A 24774-nucleotide genomic window follows, 5' to 3' on the forward strand; every position below is an offset into this window, starting at 1 on the left:
AATTTTAAAAAATGACTCGATAGTCACTTCTCTCCAGAAAGATTTATCTCTATGATATGCAGCAATCTATTGACTATAATTGGTGTTTAGTTCTATTTTGATGTAGTATATAATATATAGGTGCATTATTCTTTAGATCTGTGCGAAATGAACAGTCAGAGCGTAGTGTGCTTATTTTAAGCCGGCAATCCAGAATTACTAAAAAAATTCGTTAGAAAACCGGGCATCTATTTGTTTTCAAAAAAAGGTTCTCAGGCCCGAAAATGATTCATAAAGGTAAAAAAAGTCCAATTTTTTTTATTGCTGTTTTTATATTTTTTCTTCCGCATTCTCATTCTGTTGCCTCTGAGACGCGGCACTGTTTACGTTTCACTCTGCCTCAAAAGGGCGTGGTACTCAAAGAACCGGCTTGCACTATTGCAGTTGAAGTTTTGTGTGAGGAAATAAAACATGTAGAATTCAGTGCTAGCTATTTTCCCTATGGCAGTGAAGAAGCTCAGACCACTTCACTTGGTTTAATCGACCGTCCTCCCTTCAAAATGATTTGGAATACTCAAAACATCCCCAATCAGTATTTTGTTGGAGCAACACTCTTTGCTGAAGGTACTACAGAGGATGGGGATGTAGAGGTAGTTAGTTTTGAAGGGGTATTTCCCTTTCACAACAGATTTGACTATGATTTTAACCTAATACCATTTGCTTATACCGGTTCTTCAAGAGGACCGGAGAATGCACTTCCTTTCGAAATGCCAATCAGTATGAGTGCCAGTGCCTGGTTTCACTGGAACGAAAAAGAATTAGTCGTTTCTGTTGAAGTAAGAGATCCGGCCTTCTATTCCAACAGCTCTAAAAATTTCAGGCACAACAATGGTGTAGAGATAATGTTTGATGTAGGCAATAGAAAATTGCCCTATCCGGACCACAACACCCTCTTTTATTTCGTACCCATCGATGGATCTCCCTACAAGGTCAATTACCAACCACAATATTCACAGGATGGTGAGTTTAGGATTACAACACACACCGAAAGTATTGATTATTCCTATAAATTGAAAAAAAGAGAATTCAACGGGTACACTGTGATGCTTTCAATACCTGCTGAGGCATTTGGGGATGAAATACCTGATACATTGGGAGCCAATGTGGTCTTGAAGATAACCGGCGAAGATGGTGATCAGCAAAATATCTCTCTGGTACCAGGAAGTGCTTATCAGATCTACAGCCCCGCATTCTGGGATAGGTTATATATACAACCTAAACCCCTGCTTATGAACAGATTTGTTTTGTGGGCAATATATTTTCTAATCGGACTGCTGCTTACATTTCTTGGATATGCAGTGCATTATCTGCTGCGAAAACCTCAAATGGTAAAAAAATTCGAGCGTAGTGAGGAAGAGCTTGAGCAGTTTGAAACCCTGCGTTCTGTAATTTCCGATGAGCTTACCAATAAAACTTTATCTATTGAATATGTATCGAAATTAGTTGGTGTAAGTGTCTCCAAGATTAATGCCATCATAAAAACTCACACAGGCCATACTTTCAGCTCCTACCTTATGCAATGCAGAGTAGAGATTGCCCGTGAACGTCTGCGCTCATCCCGCTCAAGCGAGGCTTCAATCGCTGAGCAATGCGGTTTTAAGGATGTAAATGAGATGGAAAAGTATTTTGTTAAGTTTTACCACACTACACCCTATAAATTCAGGTCCGAACAGCAAGTCGCATAATCAGCATTTTTGAAGCAAGTATCAGAGGAATTTTTGGGGAAAAAATCATTACCTTGCAGATGAAGAATACATCTGTTCTTCTTTGTTTTGCAAGATGTACTGTATTTCGCTATCGAGCCGGTTCTTATCGTAGGGTTTGGTAAACCATCGGTGGATCTTAAAGCTTTCGATACATTGCTGGTTAGGCGGATATCCTGAGACCACAATAATGGTAATATCTCTCTTGATCTGCCTTAAGGAGTTAATTATTCTTACCGGATCTTCGTTTTCAATACTCCAGTCCATAATTACCAGGTCACATTTATCCCTGTTTTTGATTAGTTCCGCTTTTGCGCTTTCCTGATTTACCGCCTCACATACAGTGTAGTTTAGATCTTCGAGGAAAAATTTCATAACTTCCTGAATCTTGGGATCATCATCGAGTAGTAAGACTGTAGAAGTCATTCGGCCTTTGGAAGCGGTCGTTTCATCGATAACATAATCAGCAAGAGGGAGTTCAATTTTAAATGTCGTTCCTCTTGGGGTATTATCCTCGATTGAAATATTACCTTTGTGCAACATTATAATCCTGTGCACAAGCGCAAGTCCAAGCCCGGTACCTTTTCCTTTTTTCTTGGTGGTGAAAAAGGGGTCAAACACCTTTTCCCGTATCCGGGGTGGTATTCCCGAACCGGTATCAGAGACTCTGATAGTTAGAATAGACGGATGGTCGGTCTCCTTTACCAAAGAGCAGCTGACTCTAATTGTGCCGCCATTGGGCATAGAGTCTCTTGCATTGCCAAAGAGGTTTTGAAAAACCCGCTTAAGGTATTCCTGGTCACCATGAAGCCAGTAATTGTGATCAGAGAATCGAAGCGTAATTTTATAAGCATCGCCCAGTTGAGAATCATAGAGAGGCACTATTGTTTGTAGCAGCTTTTTCATGTTAACGATGGAATCATCCAAAGGCTGTTTTCTTCCCAATGCCAGCAGTTCTGAAACAAGAAACTTAGCATCCGCAAGTGTTTCATCGATAAGCTCCATACGTTTTTTGGTATCACTCTCTGAGCTGTCTCGAATCACTACTTCAGAAATATCTTTTATGGTCTGAAGGATGTTGTTGAAATCGTGTGCCATACCACTTGCAAGAGTTCCAAGCGAATCCATCTTTTGATATTGAAACAACCGTTGCACCATCTCTTCACGCTGCTTTATGGCTAATTCACGATCGGTTACATCAAGCATTATTCCTTCAAAGAGTGGGCAAGAGCCGTTATTTGAAATATATTGAAGCATACAGTCAACGTATTTATGGTTGCCGTTATAATCTTCAATCTCATAGGTTCCCTTTATACCACTTGTTTTAAGACGAAAATTTGAATTGGGTGGAATGAAGTTCTCGATGTTTTTTCCAAGCAGCTGATTTGCCTCTACCCCCAAAATGGATCTGCTGGCAGCGTTTGCCCAGAGAAATCGTCCATTATCGTTGAGAGTAAAAAGCATTTCCGGTAAACGGTGTACTACACTCAGGTACTTAAGCTCTGAATTAATCAATTTCTGTGATGAACGGAAGTTGTTTCGTGAAATATGTGCGCTTACTGCCGAGGTAGCCAACAGAACTAATATGTTAATGAAATGGTTTGAAATGTGGTTATCGGCGATTTGATCAGATTGTGTCCAGTAAAAATAATAAAACAGTGAATATGCAGCACTGCAAACGATACCACTGAAAAGTGAGAGAAAGATCTGATTATGAAGCGCCGTCATAATGACACTCAGTAAGTATATACCATAAACAGCATTTAAGAGCAAGTAACTATCATACCCTGATCCAAGATAGGTGAAAAAAATAGCAGAGAAGACTGTTACATCGAGAAAAACCAACGAATATAACGATAGGTTTGATAGCTGATTTTTACCTGCGGTTAGTATGCAGTAGAGGCTGTATATGAGAATAAACAATGAAGCCGTAAGCTGAATCGCGTAGGAGAACAGATCGGTTTGTTCAAGAAGGAGATAAAAAGTGGCAACAAATAAGTAAAAACTGGAAAGAATCAGTTTAACCCAGGCGATAAAATAGTGGGAATTTTTCTCCTTTGCGGCAAAACCCAGACTGTTATTTTGTTCCTCTTTAAACGTTTGAAACATAAGAATCTTTATTATAGTGCAATGAGACTAACCATTTGTTGCCAATATACTAAATTAGGAAACCGGGAAAAATAAAAAATTTATTTAATCTCTAAAATCATTAAGTTCAATGCCTTTATTGTTTTCTTCAAAGTACTTTAAGTGCCATTCACCAGTAAATAACAGCACCGGAGCGCCTTTTTCATCCACAGCCTTTTGAACCCCATGCGGTATGCGAGGCGGTGATTGAGAAGAACTGGGCTCACAGATCCATCTGACCATCGTCCAGGGGGCTTTTTCCAGATTCACCTTCGTGCCGTACTCTGTTTCCATTCTATGTTTCACCAAATCAAACTGAAGTATCCCCACAGCTCCAAGCACTGGTGTTTTACGGGCAGAATCTGCTAATTCAAAAAAATGAATGAGCCCTTCCTGAAGCAGTTGGGTGAGACCACTTTGAAACCGTTTATAGTTTGCCGGAACTGGGTTGTGAATGAATGAAAAACATTCGGGTGGAAACCGTGGAATTTCATTAAAGCATATGGAATTGTCCTCACTTAAGGTGTCGCCGATACTAAAGTAGTTACCACCCACGATGCCTATTACATCTCCCGGGTAGGCTTCATCAACACTGATTCGTTCCCTGCCAAAAACGTTGCTTGAGTTAGAGAGCCTTAATTTTTTACCACTGTGATTATGGGTTACCTGCATATCGCGGGTAAATTTCCCTGACACAATCCTCACAAAAGCCATTCGATCACGGTGGCGAGGGTCCATATTGGCTTGAATTTTAAACACAAATCCCGAAAAACTGGGGTTATCTGGTTTGATTATGGTGTTGGAATCTGTGTGGCGGGGCTGTGGTTGGGGAGAATGTTCAATGAAACTATCCAGAAGCGCTTCTATTCCAAAATTGTTGGTGGCGCTGCCAAAGAACACGGGGGTGGTTTTTCCTTCTAAAACATCTTGTGCATTAAAATCAACTCCAGCGTGTTCTATCATTTCAAGTTCTTCAGAAATTTGAGCATAGGTACTTTCATTAAGCAGCTCTTTTAAGTAGGGATCATCGAAGCCGTGTGTTTTTACCGGCGCTTTGTAGCTTCCCCTTTCAGTACGTTCGAAAAGATGGGCAAGGCGGCTTTCTCTGTCCCACACCCCCTTAAAATCAGGGCCACTGCCAAGAGGCCAGTTTATAGCATATGCTTCAATATTTAGTACCCGTTCGATTTCATCGAGAATAGAGAGTGAGTTTAGGGCCGGGCGGTCCATCTTATTAACAAAGGTAAAAACCGGGGTTTTCCTTCGTCTGCAGACCTCAAAGAGCTTTTTGGTTTGCTGCTCTATCCCTTTTCCACCATCGATAACCATAATTACCGAATCGACTGCGGTAAGAACACGATAGGTATCTTCAGAAAAGTCATTATGCCCCGGGGTGTCCAAAAGATTGATCGAATATCCCCGGTATTTAAAATTTAATACAGTAGAGGAGACAGATATCCCTCGCTTACGCTCCAACTCCATCCAGTCGGACACTGTGGCACGTTCCTTTTTTCGGCTCGTAACAGAGCCCGCAAGCTGAAGGGCTCCGCCGTATAACAGAAACTTCTCGGTGAGAGTCGTTTTGCCGGCATCGGGATGGGAAACAATTGCAAATGTTCTTCGTTTGGAGATCTCTTTTTGATATGACATCGTTGCGGTCACTAGTTCCTTACTTCCTGGAGTTTACTCTGCACATTACCTGAGATTAATGTTTTACGTAAAAATGCGATGATTACGGGTGTGGTAAAAATAGATGCAAAAGGGTGTATTTAAAAGTGTTTTTTTGTTGTAATTAGAACTAATATACTTTAAGTGGAATTTGCTTTGCTCTCTCTATTTACCAAAACCCCTCTGTTTTGGGTGGTGAATCTTGGTTGCTAATCCTTACCTGATACCGTTAATAGCTTCTGTGACGATTTTTATTGCAGATTTTTTGTCACCCCTTGGGTATGCCCACTGGCTTCTCTACATCATCCCTATTCTCCTCTCCTATAAATCAGAAAATATTAAAGTGGTGATAACTACTCTTGTGGCATCGGTAGTACTGATGTTTTCAGGTGTAGTCGTCTCACCCACAATAGGATTTCCCTTCTTTATTTCTTTTCTGAACCGGGTGCTTGGATTTATTGCTACTACCGCATTCACCATTATAATACTGAATCTGATTAAGAGCAAAAAAGAGGCAATGAAATATTCACAGGATCTGCTCGAGGCAAATAGCGATCTTGAAGCTTTCTCCTACTCTGTTTCTCATGACCTTAGAACACCGCTTCAGACCATAAAAGGGTTCGGTGCCATTCTTTTAGAGGACTATTCTGAGATGTTCGACTCAGAAGGGCTGCTGTATCTTAAAAAGATTGTTCAGGGCAGCGAAAAGATGGAGACGATTATAAATGATATGCTAATGCTTTCTAGGATCAGTCGTCAGGAGATGAAAACAGGCGATATAAATATGGCTGATATCGCAAAAACTTTAATCTGTGAATTTAAAAGCGCTCAGCCAAACAGGGAAGTGGAATTTGTAATAGATGAAAATCTCTCGGTTAGGGCCGATCCTCAGCTTATTACCATCGCTTTAACAAATCTGCTCAGCAATGCCTGGAAATATACCTCTAAAAAAAGCAACGGACGTATAGAATTCGGTAAAATAGACAAAGAAGGTAAAACAATATATTATGTAAGAGACAACGGTGCCGGTTTTGATATGTCCCGACGTGAAAAACTTTTTGAGCCATTTTCCAGACTTCACTCCGACTCAGAATTTGTGGGTACAGGAGTTGGGCTTACGATAGTTAAAAGGGTAATTCAAAGGCATAGGGGTGAAGTGTGGGCTGAAGGGGTAAAAGGTAAAGGCGCGGTCTTCTATTTTACGCTTCATAACCCGTTTATAATTTAAAACGTTACAGTTATTTCAATCCGGGGCGCACAGATAAGTCCTGAGCTGTACATACTTTGACTTCAGAGTCACTGTAATACTATATTAACTAGTTTATCCAACTTTGAAGAGAAAAGTGTCATGGATGATTCAAAAGGCGAAGAAAAGATAAGGGTCAGTTTTTCACAGGGGCTTAACCTGCTTATCCCTTATGTGAGGAAGAGATTAGCGCAACAGCTGCGTTCTGTTGTGTTTATTACGCTTTATCTTACCTTTTTTCAGACACTTGTGCTTAGGGTCGCTATAGCGGATGCTGCAGTAATTGCCACCGGGATGGCCCTTGTAATTGTAGGGCTGATGTTTTTTATGGAGGGGCTTTTTCTGGGTATAATGCCCCTGGGGGAGATGATCGGTTTAAAGCTTCCCCGCAAAGCGCGTTTGCCACTTATTCTTCTGTTCTCTTTTATTCTGGGGATTGGCGCGACTCTTGCCGAACCGGCCATAGGAATATTGCGAGCTGCAGGTGCCACGGTGCTTCCCTGGGAAGCACCACTGCTTTACTATATCCTTAACCATCACCCTGACTACCTGGTGTATGCAATCGGGTCAGGGGTTGGATTGGGTGTGTTGTTCGGAATGGTACGGTTTCTGTACAGTTGGTCTCTTAAGCCGTTTGTTACTGTGCTTACTATTGTTATTGGTGGGCTAACCGTTTGGGCTACTTTTAATCCTAACCTGATGTATCTGGCCGGGTTAGCCTGGGATAGCGGCGGTGTTACAACCGGTCCCGTTACTGTACCTTTGGTTTTGGCACTTGGGATTGGCGTATGCAGGATTGTGGGGGGAACCGGTCTTGGAACCTCGGGATTTGGGGTGGTTACACTTGCTTCACTCTTTCCCGTACTGACTGTTCAACTGATTGGTATACCCTTTTTGGGAACTGTTCCACAGCCAATGACTGAAGAGGAGTTTGTATCCTCTGAAAACCGTTCAAGTGTCATTTCGCTGTTTAATTCCGAGAAACATTTTTATGAATTCATCACCGAACAGGGGTTAGTTGCCTACGATTCTGAACACGCAATTGCCGGATCTGAACTTAAAAGTCTTGAAGTAATAACCGCTACCAATGATGACCCACACACAGTCCAAAACGAGCCCCGGGCTCAGGAAACTGTGCGTGATGTTGTCCTGAACAATTTGCTTCTTGCAATGCGGGCGATAATTCCCCTTACGTTGTTTCTGCTGCTGGTATTAAAGCTGTTTTTGCGAGAAAGAATTCTCAAATCTGACGTCATTTTTACCGGGGTCTTTTTTGCGCTCATTGGAATGCTTTTCTTTAGTATTGGTATGGAATACGGGCTTTCGCGCCTTGGAAATCAGGTAGGCAGGGTATTGCCGGTAACTTTCAGGGCTATTCCCATAGAAGAGGAACAGCTAAAAGTTGAAAACTTTGATACAACCTTGATTAGTGATGCAATCACCCCCGCGGGCTACAAAGCTCCCTTTTTCTATCTTAAAGATGGTACACAGATACAGAAGGTTGAGTATAGTCGGGCGCAGCATGATACCGTTGCCAATGTTTATGACTATGTGCCTGTTCGTGGGCCTCTGACAGGGCACGGGGGTGAGCTTGCCGGTTTTATAATCATACTCCTGTTTGCGATTATTATGGGATACGGTGCTACTTTTGCCGAACCTGCTCTCAATGCTCTTGGAATTACCGTTGAACAACTGACGGTGGGAACATTCAAACGGATACATCTGATGAATGCTGTAGCTTCAGGGGTGGGGATCGGGCTTGCCTTTGGGATGGCCAGAATCATATGGGATTTGCCCGTTGTTGTTATGCTTCTTCCACCCTATCTTGTTGTGTTATTTTTGACCTGGATCTCTTCAGAAGATTATGTATCGATCGCCTGGGACAGTGCAGGTGTAACGACCGGGCCTATTACGGTGCCACTGGTTTTAGCCATGGGGCTTGGTATCGGTGGTCAGCTTGGGGTTGTTGAAGGGTTTGGGATGCTGGCACTCGCGTCGGTATGGCCTATTTTGATTGTGCTCTCGGTCGGTGTGGTTGTATCCATCAGAAGAAAAGCACTCGCACGCAGTATGCAAAAAGAGGAGAGTGTATGACAGGGCAAATGGGCCGCAGAATCAGCAGGATTAATGTAGTGGCAAACAGAGATTTGCTAAACCGCTCACCACTTGAAATATTGTCTGAAAATGGTATCGAAGCGATGGCGCATATCATCGGGCGATCAGCTTTGCTTAGTGAGCGCAGGGGAGTGATGTCTGCACTGCTGGGACCATCAACACGCATCGCCTCAAATTCTGTCGATGTGATAACGTTTCTGGTGGAATCTTCCCTGGAAGAAGCCGCGCTGCAGCTTGTCGCCTCAAAGTTCAATCTCAATATTCCGGGTACGGGGACTGTGTATAGCGAAACGGTTAATTTGCAAAGAGATTGTGGGGGCTTTAAAGTTTGTAACTCTCTGCCACAGCAGAAACCAAAAGTACGTATGCAGAATCAGCTTACCGGAATCTGTTGCATCGTTTTACGGGGTGAAGGTGATTCGGTGGCACGGGTTGCTCTTGAAACCGGCTCCTGTGTTCCAACCGTTACTTATGGTCTGGGAGCAGGGCTTAGAGACAGGCTGGGACTCTGGCGCATCACCATTCCCGCGGAAAAGGAGATCGTTACCATGGTGGTAAACTCCTATGAGGCAGAAGATATTATGAATATAATAGTAGACACCGCAAGCCTCGATCAGCCCGGAAGGGGTATTATCTATCATTTCCCGGTTCACAGTGGATTAATAAACATGAAGGTGAGTAAGGAATCCCGCTCTCAGGCGGCAAGCCTGGAGCAAATGGTATTGGCTTTGGATGAACTGAAGGGTGGTACAGAGTGGCGCAGAAGAAGGTTGAGCAGCTCCTATCGCGAGACGCGACGCAAACATCTGACCGACCTTACTGAATTAGCTCTGTACTGTGATGAAGGAAACGGTGATGAATATGTGAAAGTTGCTTTGGCTGCCGGTGCCTCAGGTGCTACACTTAATGAGTACAAATATGTTCACCACGAAGACGTAAAGATAACCCCGGCTCGTGAAAAATGCAGCATGATAACAACACCCCGGCAGCTCCGGGACATACTTACTGCCCTGGATAAAGCCGGGGTGTTTAATCCTGATAATCATAACGATGTAATTACCAGAAGCATTACACGAGCATACTCATACTCCGCTTTGCAGGACTGAACCTAACTGCTGTCCAGATCGGAGCTGTCACTGAAAACAGGTGCGATCTCCTCTACTATTTTACCAATAACCAGATCACTGTAAAAGTGCCCCGCTTCAATCTTTGTTCGTAATTCGCCCAGATATTTATGCTGTTCGATGGGCTCCATCCAAAGAAAACGTCCTTTGCGGACTCTTGTGTGAGTTTGTTTCTCCATAAACACTATCCCTGTGTTAAATTGCAGCATCCTTGCTGTTTCTATTTTTCTTATCGACCGGTGCAAAAAAGACCTTTAGAAAAAAAAGCAGGGGGGCTCAAGTAGGGCTAACGGACCACTGAAACCAGGGGGTAAAACTGTTGGAGCACTGGCAGGAGCGGGCACCCGGAAAAAAACGATGATCTTAAAACAGGGGTAAGGCAGGTTAGTGTGTCTCGTGTAAGTCATTGTATGTGGTTAGGTTGAGGAAATATAAATGTCGTGGCCTGGCTATGTTCGTTAAGCGGAAAGTCTAATGACTGAGTTCTCTGTGGGGATAAAGTGCAGGCTTCTGTGAGGCACAGGTTCAGTTCCTCAATGGCGTCGGGTCGCGTAACACGCCTTGTGCAGTGAGGAACATGCCTTGTGCAGTGAGGAACATGCCCTGTGCAGTGAGGAACATGCCCTGTGCAGTGAGGAACATGCCCTGTGCAGTGAGGAACACGCCCTGTGCAGTGAGGAACACGCCTTGTGCAGTGAGGAACACGCCCTGTGCAGTGAGGAACACGCCTTGTGCAGTGAGGAACACGCCTTGTGCAGTGAGGAACACGCCCTGTGCAGTGAGGAACACGCCTTGTGCAGTGAGGAACACGCCTTGTGCAGTGAGGAACACGCCCTGTGCAGGGGTGTTTGACCCATGTTCCTCACTGTTTGACCCATGTTCCTCACTGTTTGACCCATGTTCCTCACTGTTTGACCCATGTTCCTCACTGTTTGACCCATGTTCCTCACTGTTTGACCCATGTTCCTCACTGTTTGAACTGTGTTCCTCACTGTTTGAACTGTGTTCCTCACTGTTTGAACTGTGTTCCTCACTGTTTGAACTGTGTTCCTCACTGTTTGAACTGTGTTCCTCACTGTTTGAACTGTGTAAAAGCTAACTTGTTCTTTTCGACCGCGTTGCGCTCATATTGCTGTTGAGTGTAGCCAGCCGGGGGCGCGGTGGTGGGTGAGAGAGTGATGTTTCGATGGATTTTTTTCTTATTTTTGCACCAGGTATTTATCCTTTACGATCTTTGTATAAAAACTGTATAATAGCAGGTAAGAACCTAAATGAGAGGAACGAGAGTGGTACGTTATAATATCGAGGAATTGAATGATGAGATGGTGCTGGGTGAATCGATATTCCTCCCATCAGGAGAGTTGTTACTTGCAGCAGGTTATAAACTGAAGGAAAGATATCGCCAACGACTGAAACAACTTGGATACAGTGATGTATTGATAGAAGTAGCGGGTACAGAGCAGGTACAACCCGAAAGTACTGTTTCAGAGAGCTCTCAACGTGAGATGAACAACTCTGTATCAACCTCAACAAAGGAGCTTGCCAGTGCAATCACCAAGTTCAGGCAAAAGAGCAATCAGCGGGTAAAAGAGATCATTAAGGAAAATCGTCAGTATCTTGCCAAATATATTATGACCTCCTCTATGGCCAAAGCACTGGAGCAGTTTATCGATGAGATCATGAGTCAGTCATCAATTGTGCTGAACCTTTCGGCTATTCAGCAAACACAACCCGAGCTTTTAAATCATGTGCTGAATGTAACCATTACCTCTCTTTGTATCGGGAAGAAATATCGTTTATCCTATGAAGAGATGAAGCAGCTTGGTGTAGGGGCAATTAACTATGATCTTGGGCTTATAGCGCTCAACCAGGAGCTTCTTGAGAAAAAAAGAAACAATAAAGAACTCACCGCCGAGGAGTTAAAACAGTACAGGCAACATACAATTTATGGCTATCTGATGCTCACTCAGAATCCACTGATACCATCAACCAGTGTAGCGGTTGCGCTTCAGCACCATGAGCAGCAAAATGGCGGGGGATTTCCACAACATCTTAAAGGAGACAACCGTCCGCCAATAAAAGACTTTTCCAGGCAGAATATGATCCACCGGTTCGCTGAAATTGTGGCTGTAGCCGACACCTATGACATGCTTCTGACCGGCAGGTACAATGCAGGGAAAAAGATGGATGCAAAGAATGCTATAAAAGAGGTCATTTGTATGGGAGGGCACGCACTTAACTCTGATATAGTAAAAACGTTGGTTTCCATAATTCCACTGTTCCCGGTGGGGGCTCGTGTAAGAATCGCTGATGCTCCCACGGCGCAGTTAACCGGGTATGTAGGAGTTGTTGCCAAAGATAATATTGAGAATATGGAACGGCCTCAGATAATACTATACGAAACAAAGAATCATCAGAAAATAAAACCAATACTGATAGACACTTCAAAGTACAAAGGGTTTACTCTTGAACTGATCACCTGAAAAGTGGTTCAGGAGTAAACCGCTACTTAACTGACACCAATCAGGCCTCTTACCTTATCGATTGTTACCTGGGCCACTTCACGGGCTTTCATCGCACCTTGTTTTCTGATTTGATCGATGTAGTCTTTATTGTTTTCAAGCTCTTCCCGTTTTTCTCTGAATGGGCGAAAGTGCTCCCAAACAGCCCCAAAGAGCTCCTTTTTTGCATCACCATAGCCGTAACCACCTGCGCGAAACTTTTTTTCCATTTCCAGAGCCTGGTCTGGTGATGCAAACATTTTGTAAAGTTGATAGATAGTGCTGTTATCCGGATCCTTTGGTGCTTCAACCGGAGTCGTGTCGGTAACAATTCCCATGATTTTTTTTCTGATCTGTTTTTCTTTGGCAAATATTTCGATAGTATTGCCATATGATTTAGACATCTTCTGTCCATCAGTTCCCGGTATTATGGCAATCTCCTCCCGTATCTCGGGCTCGGGCAGTGTAAACACCTCTCCATAGGTACCGTTGAATTTGATTGCAATATCACGGGTCACTTCAATGTGTTGTTTCTGATCACGGCCTACGGGCACAAGGTTGGACTGATACATAAGAATATCTGCGGCCATAAGAACCGGATAGGAGAAAAGGCCGCTATTTGCCGGGATGTTTTTAGAAACAGCATCCTTGTAGGCATGGCATCGTTCCAGAAGCCCCACAGGGGTTACATTGCTCAGATACCAGGTAAGCTCTGCAACTTCCGGCACATCTGACTGAACCCAAAAGATCGACTTCTCTGTATCAATTCCAAGTGCAACAAGATCGAGTATGGCATCATGGGTATACTGAGCCATCATTTTACCATCAAACATTGTTGTGAGACTGTGAAGGTTTGCGATAAAGCAGAAAAGCTCACCTCTGGACTGGGATTGAACCATAGGCTTAATCATCCCCAAATAATTACCGATATGTATAGATCCTGAAGGTTTAATTCCTGAAAGAATGCGCATTGTACACTCCTGAAGGTAGCTGGTTTCGGTTTAAATAGAAGCACAAAATAAAAAACGCCAGAATAAAACGGAAAAGTTGTGACATATTACGTCTTTTGGGCAACTAAATTACACTCCGGTTCTGTTCACCAGGATAGTTATCTTAGTTTTTCAGGTAGTGCTTAGTGAGGGAGAGGCGCACAGTTGAGGAGTGTTTGAGAGAAATGCGTTTGCCCGTGAAAACAGTGTGTCGAGATTCGAAGAAGATTGAACGGCACTGTAAAACTGGTGCCCAAACAGGAAGTTTCGGGAAAAGTAGTAACAAAATTGCTTTATCCTTCCAATGGCTTTTTCGGCAGGGAAGTCCTCCAGGGTGTAATCGCAGTAGGTGTCCCAGACCTGATGATGGTCTACGTTGCATTTAAGCCCACTGATCTGGGCGAAAATCCAGGGTCGTATAACCGCCATTCTTCCGATCATTACTGCTTTGCAGCCCGATTCCCCCAGCAGTGTTTTAACGTCTTTGGGGCTACAGATATCACCATTTGCTATTACCGGTATATGGGTTAAAGCAGTAATCCAGGGGAATAGATGCCACCGTGCATTACGCTTAAGCTTTTCGTTGGAGAAGCGTGGGTGGACAGTGATTGCATCGATCTTACACTCTTCAAAGATCCTCAGCTTTTCTTCAAAGCGCTTCTCCCAGCCATCCTTTCCATCCCCCAGCCTGCACTTAACGCTCAATGGTCCATCCCACAGTTGTCGACAGTTAGCGAGCAGAGAATGAAGATCTTTGGTGTCTTCAAAGAGCGCACATCCCGATTTTCTCCTTTTTATCGCCGGGGCCGGACAGCCAAGATTAATATCGATTGCGTCGGCCTGGATTGTTTTTAATCTGGGTATAATCAACTCCAGTGGTTCTTCGGCATTAATGCGAAGCTGGTATACTACTTTGCCTTCCGAAGCTCTGCGTTTAGTGTAGGGGGAGCCGTGCAGATCCTCTCCCTTAAGCGCTGTGGCCGAGAGCATCTCTGTAAAAAGTGCTCCGTAGCCACCAAAATCAGCTATCAGCCTGCGAAATGCACTATGAGTAACTCCTGCCAGTGGAGCAAGAAAAAGAGGGGGAGCGACATTCAAAGAGGCTGCTTTAAATTCCTGAATTAGAATGGGGGAGTTATTCATTTTTTATTATCTAACCAGAGGGTAAACCATTAGCTGAGTTGTCGTAACAGGATGGAGTCCAGGATATGAAAAATTAAGTGTCGTAGAAAAAATCCCGAAACCATGTAGATCATTAGCATCATAAATATAGAGAAGAGAAACTCCTGGTTTTCATCTCTGTTTTTACTTGGTTTAGCCAGACGGTAATCGGAGAAGAAATAAGCGCCGACGGGAAATATCATTCCGGTTATGGCAAATATAAGTGCAAAAAAGGGAGGAAGGCCCCAATACTGGGTAGCAACAATGTGCCCTCCAAACACTGTGGAGAGAATAATGCCAAGCAATGGTCGTAGGGTACGGAAGTGCCTGCTTCGGGTGTTTTCATACCTGGTGGTGTCAGTCTTCAGGTGACTCCATAGCTGGGGGTCAAAATCTACCGGCGATGTGGAGTTTATCACCAGATCCTGTAGCTCTTCGATCATTAAACCTGAATTTTCCAGGTAAAGAGGCACAGAAAGAGAGTTGTTGTCTTTGGTTTTAAATACAATGAAGCCTTTTATAAAGGGTAGGTGATAGTGATTGATGGCTATAACGTTATTGATGTTTATCGTTTGTACTGCTTTTGATGATTTTATGCTCAACCAGTTATCTTCAATCAGGATAAATCGAGAAGAATAGTCCCGGGAAATCTGGCGGTAAAAGAAAAACAGAGCGAAAAAAACGATACTCAAAAATACCGCAGATCGAAATGCCTGAGTCAGGACAACGCCGCTTAGGTAGAAGGTATAAAAGGAGGTGAACCAGTATACTGTAAGAACGGGTATAAAAAAGAGGAAAAAGAAGAGTTCAAAGAAAAAGGAACGATCATAATGATGGAAAACCTTTTTGGGAGTTATTAGCTGTTCTGTACTCAAATGCGTATGCCTCTTTGGGTTTGTTAGCCAGTATAAAGTAGTAAAATATAATTGTATTAAATGCAATAGGAAATAAAAGGGTGCAAAGTGGTGTAATGATGGAGAAAAAAGGTCTGAGCTCAACATTTTTTTACCTTTGCTTGCGATTATTGGGGCAAAAATAGAAAACTATGTTCATAGGGGAAGCATTAAGTATTTTCCCTAATCTTTGTCTTAATCGGGCTAAAGAGTATATATTCTTCAGGCACTTTGAGGCTCGCCGGAGTGTGGAAGCTGAACGCTAAAGCGTTTTGATAGCAGTTTTGAGTTAAGTATGGGCGGGTCAGTAAGTTATACATAGAGGGGTCTAAGTTTTTTAAGGAGCTTGTATGGCAGCAGTTAAAGTAGATCAAGAGAAGTGCAGTGTGTGCAGAATCTGTACCATGACCTGTCCTGAACCGGGGGTAATAAAGATTGAAGACAAGCAATTGAAAATCGATTCTTTGCGCTGTAAGGCATGTTTTGTTTGTGCCTCTGTTTGTCCTAAAAAAGCTCTGCGCAAGGATGAGGATTAAAGGAATCGGTACTAAGAGAAAAAAATATTCGTTCAGATATAAGTGAGAGAGATATATGAGTAACCAACAGAAATCAGTGGATGCCGGGCATCTGTTTTTTGAAGCAGAGCGCCAGAAGTCTTTCATTACTGGTAGTGAGGCGGTGGCCGAAGCGATAAAGAGAGCTAATGTTGATATGGCGATCGCTTATCCTATTACACCCCAGAGTGAAAGTATGCACCTTATCGGTGATTTGTATGCACGTGGTTATCTTAAAGATTACTACCGGGCCGAGAATGAGTTTGCCGTTATGGCTTCGATTCACGGGGCAGCCCTTGGGGGCGGGCGGGTTTTTACTGCCACAAGCGGACCTGGAACGTTGCGTGCCATGGAGATGTTTCCGGTGTGGGCCGGGTCACGTCAGCCCATCGTTTGCGCGTTTATGTGCAGGGGAGTGGCACTGCCACCATCCATTCAACCCGAAAATATCGAGATGTCCTTTCTGCTTGATACCGGGATGCTGATGTTTCATGCTGAAAATGCTCAGGATTATTTTGACATGATTCTTAAGGGATATGCCATTGCCGAGCAGCCTGATGTTCATCTGCCGGTTGGGGTATTTGCTGATGGTTTCTTTGTAACCCATACCCGCGAAATAGTGATGCTTCCGCCTGAGGAACTTAAATTACAGGAGTATGATCCTAAAGCCTGTCCGGTACCGGTATTTGACATGGAATCACCACCGGCACGTATTACCCGCGATCCACTCCTTAATAAAAGTAACTTTATATCCTATGCAGCCAACGCAAGCTGGCATCAGGAGATCCTTGCAGCTGCTGAGCGGGCTCGCAAGCATATAAAGCACTATTTGGGTGGACTGATCGAAACAGAAAATAAGGATGCAGAGATTTTAATCGTTGCTTCCGGAACTGCCGTCTCTCAAAGCCGTGAAGCAATAAAGGCGTTGCGTGAAGAGGGAATTGACGCTGGACTGGTGAAGGTGAAATCGATACGGCCTTTTCCTGAAGCAGAGATAAGAGAGGTGACAAAAGATGCATCGCTTATCCTTGTACCTGAATTCAATGCTGGTGGATGGCTTGCCAGAGAGGTAAAGGCTTCAATCGATAACAACAGCAGAGTAGTGGCGGGACCACGGGTTTTTGGCGGCATGACTATGCCCAAGGATCTGATTGTAAGCGAGTTGAAGAGTGCATTGCAATCACGCTCCCATGTAAACGCATCACCTCAAATGTCAAAGTAACGGAGAAAACTATGTCAAATAAAATACTTACTCCTGTAAAAGAGTTCGAGGAGCTGTTGCCACAGGAATACAAAGATCTGGTGAACAATGGTCCTCACAATGGCAAGGGTGGGGTTAAAAAGCTTGGTACATTTAAAGAGGTAACCGAAGCTCATCCACACTGTGCAGGTTGTGGTGTCGCTCTTGGTATCAGGTTATCACTTGCAGCACTGCCGGCACCTGAAGATACTCTTGTGGTTGGTACTCCCGGATGCTCCTTTTTTGCACTGTCGCAATCTGCCATAAATTATTCCAATACCGCCTTTGGTAATCAAAACGCTGTTGCTTCCGGTTTAAAAAGGATGCTAAAGTTACGGTATCCTGATAAGCATAAAGATGTGGTGGTGATGGTTGGTGATGGTGGTGTGGCAGATATTGGTCTTGACTACACACTTCACTCCTGGTTTCGTGGAGAGAATATCACTACCGTTATGCTCGATAACGAGGTTTATGGCAACACCGGGGGACAGGAAAGCGGCATGTCTCTTAAGGGAAAAGTGTTAAACATGGCTCCCAAAGGTAAGGAGTTTAATAAAATTCCGGTCTTTGAGATCGCAAAAACTTCAGGGTGTGCCTATGCTGCGAAGATCACCATTGCAAACCCGGTGAAACTTGGTAAAGTAATCGAAAAAGCAGTTCTTATTGCAAGAGAAGTAGGGCCCACCTATGTTCAGCTTTATACCCCTTGTCCTACAAACCTTAAGTTCGCACCCGAAAAAACGATACAGGCTGCTAAGGACGCAGAGAAAACCTACTACTCCTTTGAGGAGTTTATTACCAAAGAAGCAGAAGAGTATCTCAGCAAAGAAGCAAAAAAACAGGAGACAAAGCAATGAATCTTGATATAAGAATGGCAGGGCTTGGTGGACAGGGTGTTGTTACCGCCGCACATATTTTGGGCACAGCGGTGGTTAATAGTGGCAAACACGCATCCGTTAACCCTTTCTTTGGGGCCGAGAAACGACTCGCCCCGGCTGAGAGTTATGTGAGGATTTCTCAGGAGCCAATTTATGACAGAGGTGAGGTGTTATTTCCTAACTTTATAATGATTTATGCTCCTGAAGTTATTACTATGGGTAAATCCTATACCATGCCCTTCTACTCCGGGCTTAAAAAGAATGGGCTTGTGCTCATTAACTCAGATAAAGAAATCCTGTCGGATAAAGAAATGGACGGGCTGAAGTCCATTGAAGCGAACATATACTATGTACCCGCAACGAAACTGGCAATCGATTTTGCCGGTACAGCGATGGCCGCCAACATGACCATGCTGGGAGCGCTGTGCGGGTTGGTTGAACTGGTTGATTTGGATGCAGTAATGGATGCTGTTGAGGAACGATTCAGTGGAAAAACCAAGATGGTGGCTTCCGGTACCACAGCTGTATTGGATGAGGCATTAAAAAGTAAGTATGAGAAAGTTTCGCAGATGATTGAGAAAAACCGTCAGGCTATTGTAAACGCGTTTCAGTATGTAAAAAAAGAGATGTGAGGGGCTTAGCCTCTCACATCCATCCTCTTATAGCCCACAAGCAGCTGTTTTATTCCCTTTCGTTTATTTCTATTCTTCGGTTAAATTTTTAGCGATCTCTTCTATCACCTGTATTGTCGCAAGATTTATTAACAGTGAACAGGCAATTTTGCCGCTGTATCCATGAATATCTACATTTCCTGACAGAATGCTGGGGAACTTAATTGTTCCAAAAACCTGATAGGGAGGAACTTGAGTTAAAGGACCAAGTTTTTTTTCCATCTCCGGTAGTGTGGACCCTACTGCCATGTTTACTACCTCATTAAAAAGCTCAGTAAATTCATATCCTGTCTCTGAGAAACTATGGCCACACTCATTACTTATACCTTTTGCCGTTGCGGTTTCTGTGGTAATAATACAAACGCCCTGCACTTTCCCTGTAAAATGCATAAAGGTAGAAAAGGATCCATGTGATTTATAGGGGCCTTTATGCAGGGAGCTGGCCTGAATCTCAAAACTGTAACCGGTGAGTTCATGAATTACTCTGATAATGTTTTGAGCAAATAGCGCGGTGTAAGTTCTTAAGGTAATATCATTAATTTTGTGGGGCATATAATCTCTCCTAATCTGTATGGATTGAGGTGAACGAATCTTAGATTGTATAACCAAAAGGGGAAAAAAGCAAGAAAAAAAGGACAAGGTAATATTTAACTTATCAAAAAAAAAGAGGTTTAACTTTTGAGACAATGATATAAGATGGGTAAGATTAATACATTAAATAAATAAACAAGTCGTTGTTTGAAATTTAAAAAAATATATAGAATACATTCTGGAAATATGTTTTGGGATTAGAAAAAAAATACATTGAACAAATGTGGATTGTTTGATAGAATAATTTTCTGATACTCACAGGCCAAAGTAAGACGCTTGTGGTTTTTGGTACCCCATTCTCGAAAGGATTAAGAATTTATGGCCCGGATATTAATTGTAGATGATTCCTGGTTAATTCGGCAGACCTTAGTAAATCTATTTAAAAAAACGGATTATGAGATATCTGTAGCGGAGAATGGAACGCAGGCACTTGAAAAATGTAAAAAAGAGAAACCTGATTGCTTGCTATTGGATTTGCTTATGCCGGATATTGACGGTTTAGATGTTTTTAAGCAGCTGAAACAGGAGGACTTTGATGTTCCTGTACTAATATTGACCGCCGATATTCAAAGTACTACCCAGGAGCGGTGTTTTAAGGAGGGGATATTTGGGTTCCTTCAAAAACCACCCAAAGAAGAGAATGTGTTGTTTATGGTGGAAAAAGCTCTAAAAAGTAAAACAGAGGGATAGGCAATGATTAAACAGAACCCCATTGCTATAGATATATTAAGAGAATTGATGAATATGGGGGTAGGCAAAGCTGCTAATTCTCTTAACCAGTTGTTTGGAACACACATAGAGTTTACAATACCCTGGATCAATTTCTATGGGGGGCAGGGCATTTTATCCAAATGGAAGGAATGTGAAGAGCTAAATACCGCTGTGGAGATGAAGTTCAATGGTGATCTTACAGGTACGGCTCTATTGTGTTTTAAAAGGGATGATGTGAAAAAAATATTTAATGGCATTCTTTCAGGTGTTGCGCCCGAGGATCTTGAAATAACACAGGATAGTGCCCTTAGTGAGGTTGGAAATATAGTGATAAATGCTGTTACAGGCTCGATCAGTAACATCGCAGAGGCTCAGATAGAATATCAAATCCCACAAATAGTAAAAAACTTCGAAAACAAACAATTTCTGTCAAATCAAACTGAGGTTATTTGTCTGGGGGCCAATTTCCAGTTTCAGGAACAAAAAGTAAATTCATTGATCATGTTGTCCTTTGAAGAGTATTCGTTGGGTACTATGATAGGTGAGCTGGTAAATAAGTTTTAAACAATCATTGTCTGGGTTCGCTAATAATCATTAAAGGATGCTGCGAAAATGGGTAAAGGTAAGCATAAAGTGCTTCTGATAGACGACTCTATATTTATGAGACGAAAAATCGAAAGTATTCTCAGTATTGGTGGATACAGTATTGCAGAAGCGTCAACTGGCAGAGAAGGGCTCGAAGCGGCAGAAAAAGAGGACTTTGACTGCATTGTACTTGATTTGCTTATGCCTGATATGGATGGATTTAAAGTGCTTGAGAAGCTTCGGGCTATTCGAAATACGGTGCCCATAATAATTGCCTCTTCAGATATTCAGGATTCCGCAAAGGGCAGATGTTTTAAACTTGGAGCTTTTGACTTTGTGGAAAAGCCACCCGATAAGGAAATACTGCTTCATAAAGTTCATATAGCGATCGGCCTCAACGAGGAGGGCGGTACATTGGTACTTTCCGATAAACAGAATGATGTGTTAAAGGAGATGATAAATATAGGCATCGGCAAAGGTGCTGAGATGCTTAATGTTATCCTTGCAACTCATATAAAACTTGAAGTGCCTTTTGTTAGAGTATTATCACAATCTGAATTTGAATTTGATGTTAAAAAGAATCAGCTTGACAGTCTTGCGGCGGTTAATCTTTCATTCAAAGGTGATATATCGGGTAATGTCGAACTTGTTTTCCCAAAAGAGAGCGCGGCAAATTTAGTCGCGGCACTCATCGGTGAAGAGCCTAATTCCATGTCCCTGGATTCAATACGAACCGGAACATTAAGTGAAGTGGGAAATATTGTCATAAACGCGGTAATCGGAAGCATAAGCAATATGCTCAATTTTAAGCTCGCTTATTCAACTCCCACCTATGTTGAAGGAGATTACGAGAAACTTTCGATGATGATACGAAAAGGGGCAAACTCTGTCATTTTACAGGCCAGAGCACGGTTTATTATTGATATGTTTGCGGTTACCGGAGATATTGTACTGTTCCTTGAGCTGGACTCACTCGATAAAATTTTTACTATTATTGAAAGAGTTTCAAATGACCAATGAACTATCTGCTGCTTTATATAAATATGAAGCTCTGGACTACGCTCTTACCGGAATGTGCATATTGCGAAGAGATTATATCGTGTTATTCTGGAATGAAAGAATGGAGGAGTGGACCCGGATTGAGAAGAAGGATATAATAGGACAAAATGTAAAAGATTTTTGCTCTCATCTTGCCGATCCACGGTATACAATCAGACTGGAGGAAATATTCAGGGGTGGTCCGCCTGTAATCTTTTCCTCACAAATTCATAAGCACATGTTTCCCGCTCCTCTGCCCAGTGGAGAGATGAGAATTCAGCATGTAACAGTTTCATCTATTCCATCGGTCGATGGCAAAGAGAGCTACGCGCTTTTTGCTATTGAGGATGTGACAGAACTAACTAACCGCCTAACCGATCTCGATAAAGCCCGACGCGACGCGGAAGTCGCCAACAGGGCAAAGAGTGATTTCCTTGCCAACATGTCCCATGAGATCAGAACACCAATGAACGGTGTATTAGGGATGTGTGAAATTCTTCACGGTACAAGTCTTAGTGAGCATCAGCGAAACTATGTCGATATGATTTTACGCTCAGGCCGTGCCCTGCTATCGATTATAAATGATATCCTTGATTTTTCTAAAATTGAAGCAAGGAAAATGGAACTTACTTCATCGGTGTTTAATCTCCGCGATGTTTTAAACGATGTGGTGGAAGTTGTTTCTCATTCGGCAGTCAGTAAAGGACTTGAATTAACGATTAATTGTGACTGTGAACCAAATGCTTGTGAATATTATATTGGCGATGCCGGAAGAGTACGTCAAATTGTAATGAATCTGATGAGTAATGCCATAAAATTCACCGATAAAGGTTCTGTCACTCTTTCTTTAAAAACTGCGACTACAGAGAATGATATAGCAGACGTTTTTATAATCGTAAAGGATAGCGGAATAGGAATACCGGCTGAAATGCGTCCGGTTCTCTTTAAAAAATTTATGCAGATAGAGAATTACGCGACAAAAAGTCGTCGTGGCAGTGGATTAGGGCTTAGTATTTGCCGGGAACTTGCGTTAATGATGGGCGGGGATATAACTGTTGATAGCGAAGAGGGGAAGGGGTCAGAATTCACCGTACATTTAAAACTACCCATCGCGAATAAGGAGCAAGTTGAAAATTACCTATTAGATAAAAAACAGAAGACTAAAGATTTGTTACTTGATAACGATCATATGAGTGGTGCTAAGGTGTTGCTTGCTGAAGATAACCACATTAACCAGGCTGTAGCCATCAATTTACTTGAAAAACTCGGGTGCTTTGTTACGGTAGTTACTAACGGAAAAGACGCGTTGAAAAAGGCTATAGATGAGGATTTTGACATGGTTTTCATGGACTGCCAGATGCCGGTTATGGATGGTTATAAGGCGACCCAAAGTATAAGAGAGTACGAAGATAAGTCTGGTACTCATATTCCTATAATTGCCATGACAGCGCATGCTATTCAGGGTGACAGAGAAAAATGTATAGATTCCGGTATGGATGATTACATAACTAAACCGGTTGAACTGGAAAAGCTAAAAAGTGTGGTAATGAGGTACTTTAAACCCAAAGAAAACAAAACCTCTCAAATGCGACCAACGGTTCTTATTGTTGAGGATGATTCTGATGCAAAGGAGAGGCTAAAAGCTGCCGTAAAAGAAGTGTTTCCCATGGGAAACACTTACTCAGCTATGGATGGGGTTGAAGCTTGTATGCTACTGGGAAGCCTTAAACCCTCCATCTTTATCTGTGATATAATGATGCCTAACATGGATGGTGAATCGGTTATTTCATATCTGCGCAGATCGATTAAGTTTACTGAAACAAAAGTGATTGTGGTAACTGCTTTATCACCCGAGTCCAAAGCTATTGATCGTATAAAGAGTATGAATGTAAGCTATATTATCTACAAACCTCTGGAGCATAAGGAAATCCTTAAAAGTATTTACAGCTGTCTTTCAAAACCGGTAAATCAGGATGAGTATAATTCAGCTTTAATTTACGATCAAATCTCTCCTGATATTGATTACTCTGGTTTAGTGGAGTGTTCGTTACATGGGATTGGGATTTTTCAAAACGAAAAAATAATTTACATGAATATGAGTTTCGCGCGTATGTTCAATCGAACGGTAAGTGAAATGTTGCAAGTAGAGACCACCGGAATGCTTCAGTTAGTACATCCCGATGATCAGCCTAAAATGAAAGAAATGCTCTGTAACAGCTCTAAAGAAACATCTGCTTCGGAACCAATTCGCCTAAAAGACCCTTTTACACAAAACGGTACTACTGTAGATCTCTTTAAATGGAATATTGTTTACAGAAATTCCCAGGCTACTCTTGTTATGGCTGTTGAAAACCAGGAAAAAACTCTTCAAATTGCTAATATGGGACAAAAAACGATGGTCGATTTCAAAGAGCAGGAGATGACTGCGGTGAATTTTGAAAACATTGATGTTAATTCAGATTTGCTTGAAAAAATTGATCCTGAAATCTTAAATTTCCAGGATGTAATGGAACGGCTTGGAGGCGATCGGGCCTTTTTGGTTCAACTGCTGAAGATGTTTGTAGGGCAGTTACCTGAGGATATTGAAGAACTCCAAAAAGTTATTGAAAACAAGGATTCGAAAAAATGCGAACTTGTAGCTCACAGAATTAAAGGTGCTGCACGAAACATGAGCACTAATAAAATCCGTGATATCCTTCAGAATATTGAGGACCATTCAAGAACAGGGGATTTCGATAAAATCGAAATGCTCTTTAATGATCTAAAAACACAAATTAATGCACTTAGGGTTTCATTGTTAGAATGCTCCGCTTAATTGATTCAATATACACCAATGTTTGTGCAATTTTTCCGGTGCACAGTCGTAAAATGACCAGATCTGTTTAAAAGAATTCTGTTTTACTACTCTAACAGAGTTACAGCACAAGAGATCTAAACAGA

General features: G+C 42.5%; 21 protein-coding genes. 13 read left to right on the top strand and 8 right to left on the bottom strand.

All coding sequences use genetic code 11. The annotated features are described in order from the left end of the window. Positions 1 to 389: 389 nt before the first annotated feature. Positions 390 to 1724, top strand: a complete 1335-nt coding sequence (locus tag QA601_05610; protein ID MDG5814541.1) for a helix-turn-helix domain-containing protein — start codon at positions 390 to 392, stop codon at positions 1722 to 1724. A gap of 48 nt (positions 1725 to 1772) precedes the next feature. On the opposite strand, the gene QA601_05615 is transcribed toward QA601_05610, so the two are convergent. Together QA601_05615 and QA601_05620 are read right to left on the bottom strand one after the other, a co-directional pair. Continuing rightward, complete coding sequence (locus tag QA601_05615) at positions 1773 to 3851, bottom strand: ATP-binding protein (GenBank protein MDG5814542.1); 2079 nt, start codon at positions 3849 to 3851, stop codon at positions 1773 to 1775. 84 nt (positions 3852 to 3935) lie between these two features. Then, positions 3936 to 5531 carry a peptide chain release factor 3 gene (locus QA601_05620; protein ID MDG5814543.1) on the bottom strand — a complete coding sequence of 532 codons (1596 nt, stop codon included), beginning with the start codon at positions 5529 to 5531 and terminating at the stop codon, positions 3936 to 3938. A 208-nt stretch (positions 5532 to 5739) separates the two neighbouring features. Between QA601_05620 and QA601_05625 the strand changes: the two genes are divergently transcribed. The 3 genes from QA601_05625 to QA601_05635 all read left to right on the top strand — a co-directional run bounded on the left by QA601_05625 (position 5740) and on the right by QA601_05635 (position 10004). Then, the gene (locus tag QA601_05625; GenBank protein ID MDG5814544.1) at positions 5740 to 6765 is read left to right on the top strand and encodes an ATP-binding protein; all 1026 of its coding nucleotides are present in this window, start codon (positions 5740 to 5742) and stop codon (positions 6763 to 6765) included. Positions 6766 to 6885: 120 nt separating this feature from the next. Further along, positions 6886 to 8877 carry a DUF1538 domain-containing protein gene (locus QA601_05630; GenBank protein MDG5814545.1) on the top strand — a complete coding sequence of 664 codons (1992 nt, stop codon included), beginning with the start codon at positions 6886 to 6888 and terminating at the stop codon, positions 8875 to 8877. Then, a complete protein-coding gene (locus tag QA601_05635; protein MDG5814546.1) occupies positions 8874 to 10004 on the top strand; it encodes a hypothetical protein in 1131 nt (376 codons plus the stop codon). Before QA601_05630 ends, QA601_05635 begins: the two co-directional genes overlap by 4 nt. 2 nt (positions 10005 to 10006) lie before the next feature. Here the strand turns inward: QA601_05635 and QA601_05640 are convergent, their stop codons facing one another. Beyond that, on the bottom strand, positions 10007 to 10201 hold the full coding sequence (locus QA601_05640) for a hypothetical protein (protein MDG5814547.1): 195 nt from the start codon (positions 10199 to 10201) through the stop codon (positions 10007 to 10009). Between the two features lie 346 nt (positions 10202 to 10547). Then, positions 10548 to 10853, bottom strand: coding sequence for a hypothetical protein (locus QA601_05645; protein MDG5814548.1), 306 nt, complete (start codon positions 10851 to 10853; stop codon positions 10548 to 10550). Between the two features lie 440 nt (positions 10854 to 11293). Between QA601_05645 and QA601_05650 the strand changes: the two genes are divergently transcribed. Further along, positions 11294 to 12505 carry an HD domain-containing phosphohydrolase gene (locus QA601_05650; GenBank protein ID MDG5814549.1) on the top strand — a complete coding sequence of 404 codons (1212 nt, stop codon included), beginning with the start codon at positions 11294 to 11296 and terminating at the stop codon, positions 12503 to 12505. Positions 12506 to 12531: 26 nt separating this feature from the next. Here QA601_05650 and trpS read toward each other — a convergent pair whose 3' ends face one another. The 3 genes from trpS to QA601_05665 form a co-directional block, all read right to left on the bottom strand. Then, a complete protein-coding gene (gene trpS, locus QA601_05655; GenBank protein MDG5814550.1) occupies positions 12532 to 13494 on the bottom strand; it encodes a tryptophan--tRNA ligase in 963 nt (320 codons plus the stop codon). A gap of 150 nt (positions 13495 to 13644) precedes the next feature. Further along, a complete protein-coding gene (locus QA601_05660) occupies positions 13645 to 14655 on the bottom strand; it encodes a tRNA-dihydrouridine synthase family protein (GenBank protein MDG5814551.1) in 1011 nt (336 codons plus the stop codon). A gap of 29 nt (positions 14656 to 14684) precedes the next feature. Beyond that, positions 14685 to 15548, bottom strand: coding sequence for a hypothetical protein (locus tag QA601_05665; GenBank protein MDG5814552.1), 864 nt, complete (start codon positions 15546 to 15548; stop codon positions 14685 to 14687). A gap of 368 nt (positions 15549 to 15916) precedes the next feature. On the opposite strand from QA601_05665, the gene QA601_05670 reads away from it, so the two are divergent. Genes QA601_05670 through QA601_05685 form a run of 4 tightly spaced genes read left to right on the top strand, consistent with a single transcriptional unit; the run spans position 15917 to position 18870 of the window. Then, entirely contained in the window at positions 15917 to 16102 is a 186-nt protein-coding gene (locus tag QA601_05670; protein MDG5814553.1) for a 4Fe-4S dicluster domain-containing protein, read from the top strand. 55 nt (positions 16103 to 16157) lie between these two features. Further along, positions 16158 to 17342, top strand: coding sequence for a transketolase C-terminal domain-containing protein (locus tag QA601_05675; GenBank protein ID MDG5814554.1), 1185 nt, complete (start codon positions 16158 to 16160; stop codon positions 17340 to 17342). An 11-nt stretch (positions 17343 to 17353) separates the two neighbouring features. Next, complete coding sequence (locus QA601_05680; GenBank protein ID MDG5814555.1) at positions 17354 to 18217, top strand: thiamine pyrophosphate-dependent enzyme; 864 nt, start codon at positions 17354 to 17356, stop codon at positions 18215 to 18217. Beyond that, a complete protein-coding gene (locus QA601_05685; protein ID MDG5814556.1) occupies positions 18214 to 18870 on the top strand; it encodes a 2-oxoacid:acceptor oxidoreductase family protein in 657 nt (218 codons plus the stop codon). The genes QA601_05680 and QA601_05685 overlap by 4 nt, the downstream gene beginning before the upstream one ends. Positions 18871 to 18939: 69 nt before the next feature. Here the strand turns inward: QA601_05685 and QA601_05690 are convergent, their stop codons facing one another. Then, positions 18940 to 19461, bottom strand: coding sequence for a hypothetical protein (locus tag QA601_05690; protein ID MDG5814557.1), 522 nt, complete (start codon positions 19459 to 19461; stop codon positions 18940 to 18942). A gap of 357 nt (positions 19462 to 19818) precedes the next feature. Here QA601_05690 and QA601_05695 point away from each other — a divergent pair, with 357 nt between their 5' ends. The 4 genes from QA601_05695 to QA601_05710 are packed head-to-tail and all read left to right on the top strand — an operon-like array spanning position 19819 to position 24649. Then, complete coding sequence (locus QA601_05695) at positions 19819 to 20190, top strand: response regulator (protein ID MDG5814558.1); 372 nt, start codon at positions 19819 to 19821, stop codon at positions 20188 to 20190. Positions 20191 to 20193: 3 nt separating this feature from the next. After that, positions 20194 to 20775 carry a chemotaxis protein CheX gene (locus QA601_05700; GenBank protein MDG5814559.1) on the top strand — a complete coding sequence of 194 codons (582 nt, stop codon included), beginning with the start codon at positions 20194 to 20196 and terminating at the stop codon, positions 20773 to 20775. A 48-nt stretch (positions 20776 to 20823) separates the two neighbouring features. Then, a complete protein-coding gene (locus QA601_05705) occupies positions 20824 to 21816 on the top strand; it encodes a response regulator (protein ID MDG5814560.1) in 993 nt (330 codons plus the stop codon). Continuing rightward, entirely contained in the window at positions 21806 to 24649 is a 2844-nt protein-coding gene (locus QA601_05710; GenBank protein ID MDG5814561.1) for a response regulator, read from the top strand. Before QA601_05705 ends, QA601_05710 begins: the two co-directional genes overlap by 11 nt. Positions 24650 to 24774: the final 125 nt, after the last annotated feature.

The organism is Chitinispirillales bacterium ANBcel5 (genome assembly GCA_029688955.1).
In the GTDB taxonomy this organism is placed as follows: Bacteria; Fibrobacterota; Chitinivibrionia; order Chitinivibrionales; family Chitinispirillaceae; genus Cellulosispirillum; species Cellulosispirillum alkaliphilum.